The sequence below is a fragment of the Pseudomonas sp. 9Ag genome, assembly GCF_902506445.1.
Taxonomy (GTDB): Bacteria; Pseudomonadota; Gammaproteobacteria; order Pseudomonadales; family Pseudomonadaceae; genus Stutzerimonas; species Stutzerimonas stutzeri_AB.
In genome coordinates this window covers 2,025,865-2,041,884 of sequence record NZ_LR733836.1, presented here as the reverse complement: position 1 = coordinate 2,041,884, position 16,020 = coordinate 2,025,865, and the positions used below count along the sequence as shown (strand labels likewise).

The window sequence follows — 16,020 nt, the reverse complement described above, 5'->3', positions numbered from 1 at the left end:
GTCTCCCTTCTCAAGGCTTGGGGTGTGGTGCGGTGTCGCCCAAGGCATGCAGCGCGAAGCTGCGCGCGTACCCCGCCGGATCGCTGCCATCCCAGCGACTGCCGTCCATGAGCATAGCGCTGCGCATGGGGGAGTCGGGTACGGCGATATTCAAAGCGCTCGCTGCATCGCGGTAGAGGCTGGTTTGCTGGACGCTTTGCGCCACGGCAAGGTAATCCGGATCTTCACGCAGCAGACCCCAGCGGCGCAGCTGAGTCATGAACCAGAGGCCGTCGGAGTGGTAGGGCATGTTCACTTCGCCGTTGCCGAAGAAACGCAGCGGGTGCTTGTCCAGCCAGGCATGGCCAAGGCCGTCCTCATATTGACCCAGAAAGCGCGATTCGATGGACGCAACGGGCGCATTGACATAGTCGCTGCCGGCAATCAGCTGTGCAGTACTACGGCGATTTTCCTGGCTCTCATCGATGAAGCGGCTGGCCTCGAGGATGGCCATCACCAGCGCGCGGGCGGTGTTGGGGTATTGGTCGACAAATTCGCGCGTGCAGCCGAGCACTTTCTCGGGATGGTCGGCCCAGATCGATTGGCTGGTCGCGATGGTAAAACCCATGTCTTCTTCAATGGCCTGGGCGCCCCAGGGCTCGCCGGCGCAGAAGCCGTCGATGCGTCGCGCCCGTAGATGGGCGACCATCTGCGACGGCGGCACCACCACTGTGCGTACGTCTTTCAGCGGGTGGATGCCGTGGGCGGCCAGCCAGTAGTAGAGCCAGAGCGCATGAGTACCGGTGGGAAATGTCTGAGCAAGCGTGAGTTTTGCACCACTCTGGCGCACGCATTTGCCGAGCGCATCGGGATCGGTCACGCCGGCTGCTTTCAGCTCACTGGAGAGGCTGATGCTCTGTCCGTTTTGCGCCAGCCCCATCAGTACGGCCATGTCCTTACGCGCACTGCCTCCGATCCCCAGATGCACGGCGTATATCAGGCCGTACAGTCCGTGAGCGGCATCCAGTTCGCCTTCCACAAGCTTGTCTCGCACGCTGGACCAAGAGCTCTGCCGTTGCAGGTTGAGTGTGAGGCCGTAGGGCTGCGCAAAGCCCTGGGTGGCGGCGACGATCAGCGATGCAGCATCGGTCAGCGCCATGAAACCAAGGTTCACGACGTGCTTTTCTGGCGCGTCGCTGCCGGCGACCCAGGCTTTGGCGTCAGGGCGGAGCGAAGGGGAGAGATCGGTCATGCTGAAGAAAACCTTTGCCATGCGAAGCGCGCACCGTCCGGGAGGGAACCGGTGCGAAGCGGGATGTCTGGTTCAGGTTTAGCAAGCCACATGCCAAGGACGGTGCAAGACGCCTCTAACTGGTGCACGAGCTCGCAGCAAAAGACGGGACAGCTGATCGCGACCGGGCCGGGAAGTCCGTCAGCTCAGCGCGGATACAGCGGTGGCAGGGCGCTGGCTTCCCGTTCGGCATCGCCGGCCTGACCTGCGGGCAGGTTCTGAATGGCCTGCCACAAGGCTTCGCCTTGCCAGCGCTGACCGGTCTCGCTGTACAGGGCACCATTAAGCCCATCGAGGGCATCGGACAGCGGCTCGAAACGGGCCGCCATATCGGCCAGCGTTTCAGGCTGCTGACGCGCCCAGGCATCGAGCGCGTGGCGGGTGGCCTGGGTGTCATTGGCCAAGCAGGCGCGTTTCAGATCATCGAGCAGGCTGCGCGGAGTCGGGCCGGTCGGCACTGTGCGGATCACCGCTGGCTGCCTGCGCGCATGCAGCCACAAGCCAAAGCCGAGCAGGGTCGTCAATGCCAGCAATGCGCTGCTCAGCTGCCAGGGCCATAGCCGTCTCGCCTCTCGCTGTTCCGGCATGTCCGCCGTCTCGATGGCGGGCTGTTGCAGGTCCGGGTTGTCGGCGACCTGCAGGTTGCGACCAGGCAGCGTGCTGCGCTCCAGGCGATCTTCCAGGGTGTTCCACCAGACCACTTCCACGGGCGAGAGTTGGAACTCTCCAGTGCGCGTCGCGACCAGGGCTTCGCGCTGTTCGCGACTGCCGCTGACACCGTTGGCCGTGACTTCGTTGTTCAGGGTCGGCTGGTCGGGGTAGCTGCGCAGTCCCGGAAGCTTGGTTGAGGCGATTGGAGGCAGCTGGCTGCTGGTCAATCCGTCAGCTTTCAAGAGCAAGCTGCGGGTCAGGGCTTCGCCCAGTTGAGCATCCCCAGGTTCCGGACTCCAGGCTTCGACCAGCGTCAGGCTTCGGGCCGGCAGCCAGGCGGCGTCGGCAGGATAGTCAGCTGGCTTGGGCTTTACGGATAACGGGATGGTGGGTGATTTGACCTGGGTCGAACGTCCGAACCGCGAGCCATACTGATCACCGGTCGACGGTGCCACGGCCGTGGCGCTGAACAGTTGTGCGGGAATTGTCAGCTCGCCGCTTTTCTGCGGGAACAGCGCATAGCGGATCTCAATCACGCCGTGGCGGACGCCATTGATGTCTTTTTCATAAGTGCGTGGTTCGCCCAGCCGCTGCACCAGCGCATCGTTCATCTGCAGCGGTGACAGGGTGCTGTCGTCGTACAGCGATACGGAGTGGTAGATACGCAGCGTCAGCAGCACCTGCGCCTGCACGTAGGCGACCTCCTGATCAAGACTGGCGTCGATGAATATGGGGGCAAGCAGGTCGCTGTCGCTGGCGCTGGGCTCGGTGACATGCAAGGTGATTGGCTCGCTACGGGCATCGCCGAGCTGCAACGGCGGAATGACGACATAGCCGGTCTGCAGCGGCTGGAGCGTGACCTGCCACTGGGTAATCGCCTGTGCATCGCCGTTGGCCCCGGCAAGTTGGTTGCTCTGACGTGTCCCGGATACTTTGAACAGGCTGTCGAGGGGCTGCAGGTCGGGCTTGCCAAATGCGGTGCCGTCGGCCGTTTCCAGAGTCAGCTCCACAGTTTCGTCCAGGCTCAGCTCGGTACGGTCGACCCGGGCTACCAAGGTAGCAGCGTGGGTTTGCAAGCCCAGCAGGAGCAGAAACACCAGTGTCATCCAGCGCATCATTGATTCAATTCCTGCCGTTTGCGTTGCTCATAAAGAAACTTGCGCCGTAACAGCTCGCCGGGATCGTCCGGGATCTTGCGCAACCATTGGTTCATTGCCTGATCCTGCTCGGGATCGACCGGCACTTCCTGTGCTTGTGCCATCTGCTGATCGGTCGCGACTGGCTCGGACTCGGGAGGGCCCGAGTTCAGTGTTTCGCTCGACACCTCGCCAGCTGGCTCTGGCGGGGCCTGTGCCGTGGTTTGATCTGTCGAGTCCGACGAGGTGTCTGGCGCTTTGCTTCCACGAGGCTGCTTGCGCTGCTCGGCTTCGGAGGTCAATTCCTGGGGTGGCGACGCGTCGGGATCGGCATCAGCTTGAGACTCTTTTTGTCGTAGGGCCTCTTCGACGGTAGTTTTATTGCGCCGCGCGACGTCCAGGCCCGGATCCAGCTCCAGGGCTTGTTCATAGGCTTCGATGGCGGCTTGCAGCTCGTCGTTGCGGGCCAGGGCATTGCCCCGGTTGTAGTGATCGGCTGCGGAGTCGCCCTTGCCGAACTGCTCGGCGGCGCCGGCAAAGTCACCGGCCTGGTAGCGGGCATAGCCCTGCCATTGGTGATCTTCGAAGCGGGTCGCGGCTTCGCCTGGGCGGGAAGATTCCAGCAGGCGCATGCCCTGTTGATCGGGGCGCAGCCATAGGTCGTCAAAGCTCAGGGCGCTGGCGGGTTGCGGGACGAAGAGGACGAGCGGCAAGCAGAACAGCCAACCCCGGCGCCCGGCGAAGGCGGCGAGCAATACCAGAGGGAGCAGCAGCCAGTAGCCTTGGTCCTGCCAGGCGTCGAGACGGGTGGTCTCGTCTTGAGCCACAAGCTTTCCGTTGCGTTCGAGCAAGCCGAGGTTGCGCAGGTCCGCATCATCGACTCGAGCCTGTTGATAGCGACCACCGATCTGGCTGGCGAAACGCCGCATGGCATTGTCGTCCAGCCGGGGGATGACAATGGAACCTTTGTCATCCTTGAGGAAGCTGCCGTCCTCCAGAGGAATCGGAGCACCTTGCTCGGTGCCGATGCCTAACAGAAGCAGCGATTGCTCGTTTTCGTCCAGTTGCTGCTCGATCGATGCGCGCTCCGGCTCGCTCAGACTGCTGCCGATCAGCAGAAGGCGACCAGCGCCATTGGCGCCCTGTTGCAGTAGGGCAATGCCTTGCGCCACCGCCAGGTCAGCACGATGGCCGGGTTCGGGCATGAGATCGGGCTGCAATGCGTCCAGAAGGTTTTGCGTGGTGGCCATGTCGTTGGACAAGGGCACTAGGGTGTGAGCGCTGCCGGCGAAGACCACCACAGCGGTTTGGGCATCCTGGCGGGTCGGCAGCAGATCGAGGATTTTGCGCTTGGCCTGCTCGAGTCGGCTCGGCCGCACATCGGTTGCCAGCATCGCCGGGGTGGTCTCCAGCAAGATGACCAGCGGGTCCGCGCGTGTCAGGCTGGGTTGCTCGACCTGCTGCCAGCTTGGCCCTAGCAACGCCAGACAACCCAACAGCCAGGCGCTGCCGAGCAGGATCCAAGGGAGCTTGCTGTTACGCAGCCTGCCGCGAGTGAGCAGAGCGGTATGAAAAGCTTCGGGCAAGAGGCGCTGCCAGCGACCGGTCTGGCGCTGACGATGCCATAAACGCCACATCAGCCATATCGGCAGCGGCAATACGATCAACCAGAACGGTCTGAGCAGGTAGGGCAGAAGCTCGCTCATGATCGCTTGCTCCGAGCGCCCAGTTGACGCAGCGACAAAGGCAAGACGCTGCGCGCGACCAACAGCCAGCTGAACAGAAGTGCTGCTGCCAATGGCCAGGCGTACAGCGCTGTGGCGACGCGTGCCTGAGCCGGCTGCTGGGCGGCCGGCTCGAGTTCATCGAGGGCGGCACCGACTGCTTCCAGCTCTTCATTTGTACGCGCTCGGAAGTACTCGCCGCCGGTTTCATAGGCAATCGCGCGAAGGGTCGTTTCGTCCAGGTCGCCGCCGGGATTGAAACCGAACCGGTTGAGCAGGCTGTCATCCGCTTCGGCACCGATGCCGATCGTATGCACCTTGACGCCGGCGGCCGCAGCGAGGCGAGCCGCGACCAGAGGCTCGACTTCGCCACCGTTGTTCGCGCCGTCCGTAATCAGTACCAGTACGCGACTGTTGGCCGGGCGTTCGCGCAAGCGCTTGACGGCCAAGCCGATGGCGTCGCCGATGGCTGTGTTGCTGCCAGCGATGCCGACCGCAGCTTCATCGAGCCAGGTGCGTACCGTTTGTCGATCGAAAGTCAGCGGCGCCTGCAGGTAGGCCTTGCTGCCAAACAGGATAAGCCCGACGCGGTCGCCGCTTCGCCCGGCAATAAAGTCGCCGAGCAAGTGCTTGACCAGTTCCAGCCGGCTGACCTCATCGCCTTGCCACTGCATGTCTGGATAGTCCATGGAACCGGACACGTCGACCGCCAGCAACAGGTCGCGGCCATTGGTGGGAAGCGGCAGCGGTTCGCCGAGCCATTGCGGGCGGGCGGCGGCGAGCAACAGCAAACACCAGATGAACAGGTAGGGCAGCTGTTGCCGCCAGGCAGGCAGGGCGATCGCGGCGCGGCGGCCAGCCAGCGTTTCCAGCTCGGCCAGAAAGCCGACCTTCAATGCCGCGTCGCCGCTTTCCGATACGGGTAAGACCCAGCGCAGCAGCCAGGGCAGCGGCAACAGTAGCCAGACCCACGGCCAGGCCAGCTCAAACATGCTTGCGAATCCAGATCTGCACGGACTGTTCAAGGCCCTGGATGGCCTTGTCGTCCAACCGGCACTCGGCGCGGTAAGCGCCTTCAACCAGCACCATCCAGCGCGTCAATCCCGCGGCCGGACACCGATTGTCGAGAAAGGCCAGCCAGGCACGTCCGCTCAACGTATGGGGATGATCGTCGGGATAGCGTATCCGGCAAAGGCGTTTCAGTAGCGCATTGAGTTGCTGCAGCCAGTGACTGGCTGGCTGGCCATTGTATGGCTTGCTCAACTGGGCGAGTTCAAGCAGAGCCGTCTGACGTTGCGGGTCGAGCAGTTGTTCGTCCTGGACGGTCACCTCTCGCTTAGCGTGCTGAAGTCTTTTCCAGGGCTGCAGTTTCAGCAGCAGAACGAGGCTGAGCAACAGGGCAGCGAGAAACCACCAGCCAGCCGCCAGTGGCCACCAACTCACGGCTGCTGGGGTGATCAGGGGTTCAAGCTCGAGGGCATTCATCTTAGGGCGCCTTGTTGCTGCCCGATGAGGTGCTCACGCATTTGCTCCACCAGTTCGCGCTGGGTATCAAGCGGCATCAAAGGCAGGCGCAAACGGTCAGCCAGACGCTTCCAGCGCGCACTTCGGGCTTCGCCCTGCAGCCGGTAGGCTTGTCGCAGCGCTGCATCATGGGTGTCCAGTTCCAGCCGAGCGCCAAACTGCGCAAAGCGCAACAGTCCAGCCGCTGGCAGCGCGTGGTCGAGTGGGTCACAGACAGGAATCAGCAATAAGTCGACGTGGCGCGCGAGCAAGCTCATCTGCTGTTCTGCTGCATCGCTCAGGGCGCGCTCATCACAGAGGATCACCGCCAGGCTACCTGGACGCAGCACTTCACGTGCGCGTCTGAGCGCCAGGCCAAAGGCCTCTGGATCGTCAGGCTGGTCGGCTTGCAAGCCGGCATTGGCGCGCGCCAAACGGTCCAGCAATTGCAGAAGGCTTTGCTTGCTGCGCCGGGGTTTGATCTCGTGCTGATCGCCGTGTCCGAATACCAGGCCCCCGACGCGATCGTTGTGGCTTAGCGCGGCCCATCCCACCAGGCTGGCGGCTTGGGCAACTACCACCGACTTGAAGGCCCGAGCACTGCCAAAGAACAACCGCGGGCTCTGCTCGACCAGTAAATAAATGGGTCGCTCACGTTCTTCGTGGAATAGCTTGGTATGCGGCTCCTGAGTCCGTGCAGTGACGCGCCAATCAATGGTGCGAACATCGTCACCGGCCTGGTAGATGCGAACCTGATCGAAATCCACCCCACGTCCGCGCAACTTCGAATGGTGCAGGCCGACCAACTGGCTGCGCCGATGCGGGCTGGAAAACAAGGGCACTTCGCGGACTCGATGACGCATGTCGATCAGCTCGACGAGGCTTACCCGGACGCCATCGCCGGGCCCTGAATGCACCGAGCTGTCGTCGGTGGGCCGCAAGGGTTGCATCAGGCCACCGCGACCACGTCGAGAATACGCTGCAGGACGCGGTCCTGATCGATACCGGCTGCTTCCGCTTCGAACGAGAGGATCAAACGATGGCGCAGCACGTCGAACAGCACCGCTTGAATGTCCTCTGGGCTGACGAAGTCCCGTCCCGCCAACCAGGCATGAGCGCGGGCGCAGCGATCGAGCGAGATCGAGCCGCGCGGGCTGGAACCGTAGGCAATCCAGCCCGCCAGCTCAGCGTCGAATTTGGCCGGGGTGCGGGTCGCCATGACCAACTGCACCAGGTACTCCTCCACCGCGTCCGCCATGTACAGGCCGAGAATTTCCTTGCGCGCAGCGAAGATCGCTTGTTGGGAGACGCGGTGTTCCGGGGCGGTTTCGCCGTTGATCGCTTCGCCGCGCGCCTGTTGCAGAATGCGTCGTTCCACCGACGCATCGGGGAAACCGAGCTTTACGTGGAGCAGGAAGCGGTCGAGCTGCGCTTCGGGGAGGGGATAGGTGCCCTCCTGCTCGATGGGATTTTGCGTGGCCATTACCAGAAAGAGCGGTGACAGATCGTAGGTGCTGCGACCCACGCTGACCTGCCGTTCGGCCATGGCCTCGAGCAGCGCCGACTGCACCTTTGCGGGCGCTCGGTTTATCTCATCGGCCAGCACCAGATTGTGAAAGATGGGGCCTTGTTGAAAGACGAAGCTGCCGGTTTCCGGTCGGTAGATTTCAGTTCCGGTAATGTCAGCTGGCAGCAGGTCGGGTGTGAACTGGATGCGATGGAATTCCGCTTCAAGGCCGCCTGCAAGCTCTTTGATTGCCCGTGTTTTAGCTAACCCCGGGGCGCCTTCGACGAGCAGGTGGCCGTCAGCGAGCAAAGCGATCAGCAGGCGCTCGATCAGCCGTTCCTGGCCGAGAATCTGGGTGGAAAGAAATTGTCGCAGCGCGACTATGGCTTCACGGTGGTCCATCGCTGAGCTCTTCTACAGGGGCGTGTCGGGGCGGGCGCTCGACCAGCACGACTTTAATTCATTCGCGAGGGGCAAGCTATGCGCGGCTCGGCAAGTTCGTCACGCAGCGTTGATGATGGCCAGCGCCAGGCTCTGATGGTCATGCAATTCAATTAAATGTGACCGCGCGGTCGCTGGCGGCGCCAGACAAAGGAGGCCCGACTGGGTGCATTCCCGGTCCGCTGAACTAACGTTGAACTTACAGGTTGCGTTGCCGGTCAGGTCCCGCGACTGCCCTAGTCGAATTCCAAGCCAGAATGGAGCGAAAAAATGGCGTTCTTTACAGCTGCCAGCAAAGCCGATTTTCAGCAACAACTGAAAGTGGCCCTGGCACAGCATGTCGACGAGAAACTCCTGCCACAAGTGGGGCTCTTCGCCGAACAGTTTTTCGGAATCGTCGCATTGCCCGAGCTGACTCAGCGGCGCATGACCGACCTGGTCGGCTCAACGCTGGCCAGCTGGCGGTTGTTGGAGCGCTTCGACCCAAGCAGTCCTGTTGTTCAGGTGTTCAACCCCGATTATGAAAAGCACGGTTGGCAATCGACCCACAGCGTGGTCGAGGTACTGCACCCGGACATGCCGTTTCTGGTCGACTCGGTGCGCATGGAGCTTACCCGTCGTGGCTATGCCATTCACACCCTGCAGAACAGCGTATTGCAGGTCCGCCGGGACGGTGACGACAGCTTGGTCGAATTGCTACCGAAGGGCAGTTCGAGTGATGGCAGCGGCGCCGAGTCGCTGATATTTGTCGAGATTGATCGCTGCGCCAGTGCGGCGGCCTTGCACGAACTGGAGCAGTCGCTGCACGGCGTTCTGGCGGACGTCCGTCTGACCGTCAGTGATTTCCCGGCGATGAAGGCGAAGGCTGAAGAGCATCATGCGCGTCTGGCCATGCTGCAACCGGCCGATCACGCCCAGCTGGCTGAAAGCATGGACTTCATGCGCTGGCTGGCCGAAGACCATTTCACCTTCCTGGGGTATGAGGAATTCACGGTTGTCGAACAGGGGGAGGGCGGCCGCATCATTTATGACGAGGCATCCCTGTTGGGGCTGTCGCGAAACCTGCGCACCGGACTTGAAGCAGACGATCAACTGATCATGCCGCCAGCGCTGGCCTATCTGCAGGAGCCGCTGCTGCTGTCGTTCGCCAAGGCGGCTACTCCGAGCCGGGTGCATAGGCCGGCATATCCGGATTTCGTCTCCATACGCGAATTCGATGAGCAGGGTCGCGTAACCCGGGAATGCCGCTTTCTCGGGCTCTTCACCTCGTCGGTCTACACCCAGAGCGTGCGTCGAATACCCTACATTCGCAGCAAGGTGGCAGAGGTCATCCAGCGTTCGCATTTCGATGATTCGGCGCATCTTGCCAAGGAGCTGACTCAGGTTCTCGAAGTGCTGCCGCGCGACGAACTGTTTCAGATGACGCTCGACCAGCTGTTCAGCACAGCCATCGCCATCGTGCAGATCCAGGAGCGCAACAAGCTGCGCCTGTTCCTGCGTATCGATCCCTATGGACGCTTCTGCTATTGCCTGGCGTACGTTCCCCGCGACAGTTATTCGACCGAGACCCGCTTGCGCATCCAGCAGGTTCTGGTAGACCGCCTGGAAGCCAGCGGCTGTGAATTCTCCACCTACTTCTCCGAGTCCGTGCTGATCCGCGTGCAGTTCCTGCTGCGTCTGGACCCGAGCAAGCAGGTGCAGTTCGATCCGGTCCAGCTGGAAAACGAGGTGGTCCAGGCCTGTCGAACCTGGCAGGACGACTACTCGAGCGTGGTCATTGAGCGTTTCGGCGAAGCCCAGGGCACCGGGATACTTGCTGATTTCCCGAAAGGCTTCCCCGCGGGATACCGTGAACGTTTCGCGCCGCATTCGGCGGCTGTGGATATGCAGCACGTGCTCAGCCTCAGCGAGCAGCGCCCGTTGGTGATGAGCTTCTACCAGCCGATCACGGCGGTGGAAAATCGCCTGCACTGCAAGCTCTATCACCTGAACACGTCGCTGCCGTTGTCGGACATGTTGCCGATCCTCGAGAACCTCGGGCTACGCGTGCTAGGCGAGTTTCCGTTCCACCTGCGGCGCAAGGATGGCCGCGAATACTGGATTCACGACTTTGCGTTCACCTACGCAGAGGGGCTCGAAATTGATCTCATGGAGATCAATGAACCGCTGCAGGATGCCTTCATCGCGATCAACAACTGTCAGGCGGAGAACGATGCGTTCAACCGGCTGGTCCTGACCGCCGGGCTGACCTGGCGCGAGGTCGCGTTGCTACGCGCCTATGGCCGCTACCTGAAGCAGATCCGCATGGGCTTCGACCTGGGCTATATCGCCAGCGCTTTGCTCAACCACACCGACATCGCTCGTGAGCTGGTGCGGCTGTTCAAGATGCGCTTCTACCTGGCGCGCAAACTCGGCGAAGAAGATCTTGCCGACAAGCAGGCGCGGCTGGAGCAGGCGATCATCACGGCGCTGGATGACGTGGCCGTGCTCAATGAAGACCGCATCCTTCGGCGTTACCTGGCCCTGATCAAAGCGACGCTGCGGACGAATTTTTATCAGATGGACGCGGCCGGCAAGCCGAAGAGCTACTTCAGCTTCAAGCTCGATCCGCGGTCGATCCCCGAGATGCCACGGCCGGCGCCGAAATTCGAGATCTTTGTTTATTCACCTCGCGTCGAAGGTGTCCATCTGCGTGGCGGCAAGGTCGCGCGCGGCGGCTTGCGCTGGTCCGATCGTGAAGAAGACTACCGCACCGAGGTGCTGGGCCTGGTCAAGGCACAGCAGGTGAAGAACGCGATCATCGTGCCCGGAGGGGCCAAGGGTGGTTTCGTGCCACGTCGTCTGCCTACCAATGGGTCTCGTGACGAGGTGCTGGCTGAGGGCATTGCCTGCTATCGAATCTTCATCAGCGGCCTGCTGGACATCACTGACAATCTCAAAGACGGCAACGTCGTACCGCCGGCCAACGTGCTTCGCTACGACGAGGACGACCCCTATCTCGTCGTGGCGGCCGACAAGGGCACCGCAACCTTCTCCGACATCGCCAACGGCATCGCTGCGGAGTACGACTTCTGGTTGGGCGACGCCTTCGCGTCCGGTGGCTCCGCCGGCTATGACCACAAGAAAATGGGTATCACCGCCAAGGGCGCATGGGTCTCAGTGCAGCGGCACTTCCGCGAGCGTGGCATCGATGTGCAGCGCGACAACGTCAGCGTGATCGGCATCGGCGACATGGCTGGTGATGTGTTCGGCAATGGCTTGCTGATGTCCGAAACCTTGCAGCTGGTGGCTGCCTTCAACCATCTGCACATTTTTATCGATCCCGATCCGGACGCTGCGCGCAGCTTTGTCGAGCGCCAACGCCTGTTCGATCTGCCGCGCTCATCCTGGACCGACTACGATGCATCGCTGATCTCCGCGGGAGGCGGCGTGTTCCCTCGCTCGGCCAAGCGTATCGCGATCACGCCGCAGATGAAGGCGCGTTTCGATATCGAAGCGGATCAGCTGACCCCCGCCGAGCTCATCCACGCGTTGCTCAAGGCACCGGTGGATCTGCTCTGGAACGGAGGCATCGGAACCTATGTGAAGAGCACCGCGGAAACTCATGCAGACGTGGGCGACAAGGCCAACGACATCCTGCGGGTCAACGGCAACGAGCTGCGAGCCAAGGTCATCGGCGAAGGCGGCAACCTGGGCATCACTCAGCTGGGACGCGTCGAATACTGCTTGCATGGCGGTGCCGCTAACACGGACTTCATCGACAACGCTGGCGGGGTGAACTGCTCCGACCATGAGGTCAACATCAAGATTCTGCTGAATGAGATCGTCAGTGCCGGGGACATGACCGGCAAGCAGCGTGACCAGTTGCTGTTCGAGATGACCGACGCGGTGGCCGAATTGGTACTGCACGACAATTACAAGCAGACCCAGGCGCTGTCGCAGGCTGAGCATCGCGCTCATGAGGGCGGCAGTGAGTACAAGCGACTGATCAGTTCCCTGGAAGCCGATGGTCTTCTGGATCGTGCGCTTGAGTTCCTGCCTGGCGATGAAATGCTGGCTGAGCGCGCGAATCTGGGCAAGGGTTTGACCCGGCCTGAGCTGTCGGTGCTGATTTCATACAGCAAGATCGAGCTGAAGGAAGCACTGTTGCAATCGCGCGTGCCGGATGACGCCTATCTGGCACGCGAAATGGAGAGCGCATTTCCGCAGTTGCTGGCCGAGCAGTATCGCCCGGCGATGCTGCAGCACCGTCTCAAACGCGAGATCGTCAGCACTCAGATCGCCAACGACCTGATCAACAACATGGGCATCACCTTCGTTCAGAGGCTCAGAGAGGCTACAGGCCTGAGCGCCGCCAACGTGGCGGGCGCTTACGTGATCGTGCGGGATATCTTCCATCTGCCTCATTGGTTCCGACAGATCGAAGCGCTGGATTACAAGGTTCCGTCTGAACTGCAGCTCAACCTCATGGATGAACTGATGCGGCTGGGACGGCGGGCGACCCGTTGGTTCCTGCGCAATCGTCGCAGTGAGCTGGATGCGGCACGAGACGTCGGGCACTTTGGGCCGCGCGTCGCAGCGCTCGGCTTGAAGCTCGACGCGCTGCTGCAGGGCGGAACTCGCGACCTTTGGCAAGCGCGCTACGAGCGCTACACCGACGCAGGTGTGCCCGAGTTGCTGGCCCGGATGGTCGCGGGCACCAACCATCTGTACACGCTGTTGCCGATACTGGAGGCCGCTGATGAAACCGGGCAGCCACCTGCTGAGGTCGCAGCGGCTTACTTCGCCGTGGGCGGTGCGCTGGAGTTACCCTGGTACCTGCAGCAGGTCACCGGTCTGCCGGTGGAAAACAATTGGCAAGCGCTGGCTAGGGAAGGTTTCCGCGATGATCTGGACAGTCAGCAGCGCGCTATCACCGTGTCGGTGTTGCAGATGAGCGACGCGCCTGACGATCTCGATGCTCGCGTTCAGCTATGGTTGGAGCAGCGGGAATATCAGGTCGAGCGTTGGCGGCGAATGCTGGTCGAACTGCGCAGTGCCAGTAGCGTGGATTACGCCATGTATGCTGTCGCCGGTCGCGAGCTGCAAGACCTCGCGTTGGAAAGCGCCAGACGCTAGTTGTGATATGCCGCTGGGTTTCCTGGCGGCTGTTACGCGAAATGAAACGCCGATGTCTATGCATCGGCGTTTTGCGTCATGGAGGCGGTGTTGGGCAGGGGGCTCGTGAGCTTCGTGGCAGTGGCGTTGCTGGATCAGTCGGTATGTACGGCCCGGTTGCCAAGGCGGAACCGAGTGATCTGTGGCAGGTCGCGCAAGTAGCGCACCATGTCCGGAGCACCGGCGAGCTTAAGCCCTTCTCCCAAAGCATTCGCAGCAGGTTGCCGCTTGTCCAGCAGAAGTAGCTCTGAGTTATTCGCGTTGCGCAGCAGCGTCAAGCGAGCATAGGGAATCTTTGCCTCAAGCAGCAGCCCCATGAAGGCGCGATCGCTCCAGGCTTGTGCCGGCATCGTGACGGCATGGTATTCGCTGTCGAGTGCCTGTAGTCCGGCTGCATCAAGCCGGTAATCAGTGAGTTCGCAGGGCAGGTTGACCTCCAGCCCCCGCAACCGTGCATAGGCGATGGCGCTGGCGAAGGCTTCAGCATGGTGCTCACCGCTCCAGTAAATCCGCTCGCCAAGCCAGCTGGCTTGGCGAAGCTCGATCGGGGCCTGTATCTGGAATTCAGGCAATGCGGAGGTGATGGTCCGCACGAAGTCCTTGTAACTGATGACCCGTAGCTGACGGCAGGCGGGTGTGGCCGCAAGCGCCTCGAACGTAGGATAGGTCGCTTCGTCGGGGCTTTGCCCGCCGAGACCGTCGACCTGTCGCAAATCGAGCGCCGGGTAGGCGCTGCGCTCCTGGCGCACGAGCCGTGTCAAGGCTGCATGAGCCTTGGCTTTGTCTTCCTGAATGGGGCCGGAAAGGGCGCTTCTCGGTAAATCGACGAATCGTTGCAGGCAAGGGCCGTCGTTCCAGAAGATGCTCGGTGCCGGCTCCGAGAGGGGAGCAAATGGCAAGCTGATCTGGCTGGCGTGCTCAAGGATCTGGCGCGGTGATTTGCCGGTCAATCCAAGGCGTTGGGCAAATCTGACGATTCGGGAAGTCACGGGCGGCATCGGCTCGGGCAGGCCCATCATGGAAGACGAACGCATAGGGCAACGGTCGAAGTGTGGCAGAGCCGTGCGCCCGGTGCACCGTATTTGCCGAGCTTTTGTCTATTGAATTGGGGATCTCGGCTCAATGACAGATCACTGTCCGAGGGCCGATATGGCAACATCGCTGCGTTGATCAATGAGGGAGCCTCCATGCCAAGCCTCTTGCTGGATATTGCACTGCCCGCCGAAAAACTGCTGGCGGTCTATCAGGGGCGCGCCAATCGTATCCTGATCAAAAGCCGGGAAGGGACGAGCGTCAGCTTGCCGGCACATCACCTGCGACCTTTTCTGACAACAGCCGGCGTGTTTGGTTCATTCGAGATGGAGTTTGCGCCTGAAGGCAAACTGATTCGCTTGCGACGGGTTGATTAGGCGCGCTTCGTCGAGCAATTCGATCACGGGCGCCACGTTGTAGCCCGCTGCGCTCAATGCCCGCCTGCTATACTCTCGCGCCACACTTTCCAGGATCTAGGCTGCGTATGTATAACCTGGCCCGCCAGCTACTTTTCAAGTTTACGCCCGAGACGTCTCATGAGCTGTCGCTCGATCTTATTGGCGCGGGCGGCCGTCTAGGCCTTAACACCATGTTGAATAAGTCTCCGGCGAGCTTGCCGGTGCGGGTGATGGGGTTGGATTTCCCGAACCCTGTTGGGCTGGCGGCGGGGCTGGACAAAAACGGCGAGGCGATCTGCGGAATGTCGCAGCTGGGATTTGGATTTGTCGAGGTGGGTACTGTCACGCCGAGGCCGCAACCAGGAAATCCCAAACCGCGTATTTTCCGGTTGCCCGAGGCCGAAGCTATTATCAACCGTATGGGCTTCAACAATCATGGCGTCGACGCGCTGCTGGAAAGGGTCGACGCGGCTCGTTTCAAGGGCATCTTGGGCATCAACATCGGCAAGAACTTCGACACCCCGGTCGAGCGCGCTCAGGATGATTACTTGCTGTGCCTGGACAAGGTCTATCACCAGGCGAGCTATGTCACAGTGAACGTCAGTTCGCCCAATACACCGGGGCTGCGTAGCCTGCAGTTCGGGGACTCGCTCAAGCAACTGCTCGATGCGCTTGGCCAGCGCCGCGAAGACCTCGAAGTGCTCCATGGAAAGCGTGTTCCGCTGGCCATCAAGATCGCGCCCGACATGACCGACGAGGAAACCCGACTGGTTGCCGAAGCGGTATTCCAGGCCGGCATGGATGCAATCATTGCGACCAACACAACGCTTGGCCGTGAAGGCGTGGCGGGTCTTGCGCACGCCGACGAAGCGGGCGGGCTTTCCGGGGCCCCCGTTCGTGAAAAGAGCACCCATACCGTCCGTGTGTTGGCACAAACCCTGGCGGGCCGCCTGCCTATCATTGCCGTCGGTGGTATCACGCAAGGGCAGCATGCGGCAGAGAAGATCGAAGCCGGCGCAAGTCTTGTGCAGCTCTACACGGGGTTCATCTATAAGGGGCCAGCGCTGATTCGCGAGGCGGTGGACGCCATCGCTGCGCTGCAATCTCAGAAGGGTGCGAATCGTTAAGCTGTGCTGCGGTGGGGCTCCCGATGGGAGCCCCGGGCTTCAAGCCCGCCGCCCGGATGGGGCGTGCTAGTCGA

At 61.7% G+C, this 16,020-nt stretch carries 11 protein-coding genes; 3 read left to right on the top strand and 8 right to left on the bottom strand.

Going from position 1 to position 16,020, the window contains the following annotated elements; genetic code table 11:
* Positions 1-10 precede the first annotated feature (10 nt).
* The 7 genes from ALTERO38_RS08945 to ALTERO38_RS08915 all read right to left on the bottom strand — a co-directional run bounded on the left by ALTERO38_RS08945 (position 11) and on the right by ALTERO38_RS08915 (position 8,193).
* Positions 11-1,231, bottom strand: coding sequence for a CmpA/NrtA family ABC transporter substrate-binding protein (locus ALTERO38_RS08945; RefSeq protein ID WP_159968144.1), 1,221 nt, complete (start codon positions 1,229-1,231; stop codon positions 11-13).
* A 185-nt stretch (positions 1,232-1,416) separates the two neighbouring features.
* Complete coding sequence (locus ALTERO38_RS08940) at positions 1,417-3,039, bottom strand: BatD family protein (protein ID WP_159968142.1); 1,623 nt, start codon at positions 3,037-3,039, stop codon at positions 1,417-1,419.
* Positions 3,036-4,763, bottom strand: a complete 1,728-nt coding sequence (locus ALTERO38_RS08935) for a VWA domain-containing protein (RefSeq protein ID WP_159968140.1) — start codon at positions 4,761-4,763, stop codon at positions 3,036-3,038. Before ALTERO38_RS08935 ends, ALTERO38_RS08940 begins: the two co-directional genes overlap by 4 nt.
* On the bottom strand, positions 4,760-5,773 hold the full coding sequence (locus tag ALTERO38_RS08930) for a VWA domain-containing protein (protein ID WP_159968138.1): 1,014 nt from the start codon (positions 5,771-5,773) through the stop codon (positions 4,760-4,762). Before ALTERO38_RS08930 ends, ALTERO38_RS08935 begins: the two co-directional genes overlap by 4 nt.
* The gene (locus ALTERO38_RS08925; RefSeq protein ID WP_159968136.1) at positions 5,766-6,266 is read right to left on the bottom strand and encodes a DUF4381 domain-containing protein; all 501 of its coding nucleotides are present in this window, start codon (positions 6,264-6,266) and stop codon (positions 5,766-5,768) included. Before ALTERO38_RS08925 ends, ALTERO38_RS08930 begins: the two co-directional genes overlap by 8 nt.
* Complete coding sequence (locus ALTERO38_RS08920; RefSeq protein WP_159968134.1) at positions 6,263-7,234, bottom strand: DUF58 domain-containing protein; 972 nt, start codon at positions 7,232-7,234, stop codon at positions 6,263-6,265. Before ALTERO38_RS08920 ends, ALTERO38_RS08925 begins: the two co-directional genes overlap by 4 nt.
* Positions 7,234-8,193: a MoxR family ATPase gene (locus ALTERO38_RS08915; protein WP_148926195.1), complete on the bottom strand. Its 960-nt coding sequence runs from the start codon at positions 8,191-8,193 to the stop codon at positions 7,234-7,236. Before ALTERO38_RS08915 ends, ALTERO38_RS08920 begins: the two co-directional genes overlap by 1 nt.
* Before the next feature lie 309 nt (positions 8,194-8,502).
* On the opposite strand from ALTERO38_RS08915, the gene ALTERO38_RS08910 reads away from it, so the two are divergent.
* Positions 8,503-13,350 (top strand): NAD-glutamate dehydrogenase, encoded by a 4,848-nt coding sequence (locus ALTERO38_RS08910; protein WP_159968132.1) that lies wholly within the window; start codon positions 8,503-8,505, stop codon positions 13,348-13,350.
* Between the two features lie 134 nt (positions 13,351-13,484).
* Here the strand turns inward: ALTERO38_RS08910 and ALTERO38_RS08905 are convergent, their stop codons facing one another.
* A complete protein-coding gene (locus ALTERO38_RS08905) occupies positions 13,485-14,408 on the bottom strand; it encodes a DUF6685 family protein (RefSeq protein ID WP_159969669.1) in 924 nt (307 codons plus the stop codon).
* Positions 14,409-14,576: 168 nt separating this feature from the next.
* Between ALTERO38_RS08905 and ALTERO38_RS08900 the strand changes: the two genes are divergently transcribed.
* Positions 14,577-14,798, top strand: coding sequence for a DUF2835 domain-containing protein (locus ALTERO38_RS08900; RefSeq protein WP_102836239.1), 222 nt, complete (start codon positions 14,577-14,579; stop codon positions 14,796-14,798).
* A 107-nt stretch (positions 14,799-14,905) separates the two neighbouring features.
* Positions 14,906-15,946 carry a quinone-dependent dihydroorotate dehydrogenase gene (locus ALTERO38_RS08895; protein WP_159968130.1) on the top strand — a complete coding sequence of 347 codons (1,041 nt, stop codon included), beginning with the start codon at positions 14,906-14,908 and terminating at the stop codon, positions 15,944-15,946.
* Positions 15,947-16,020: the final 74 nt, after the last annotated feature.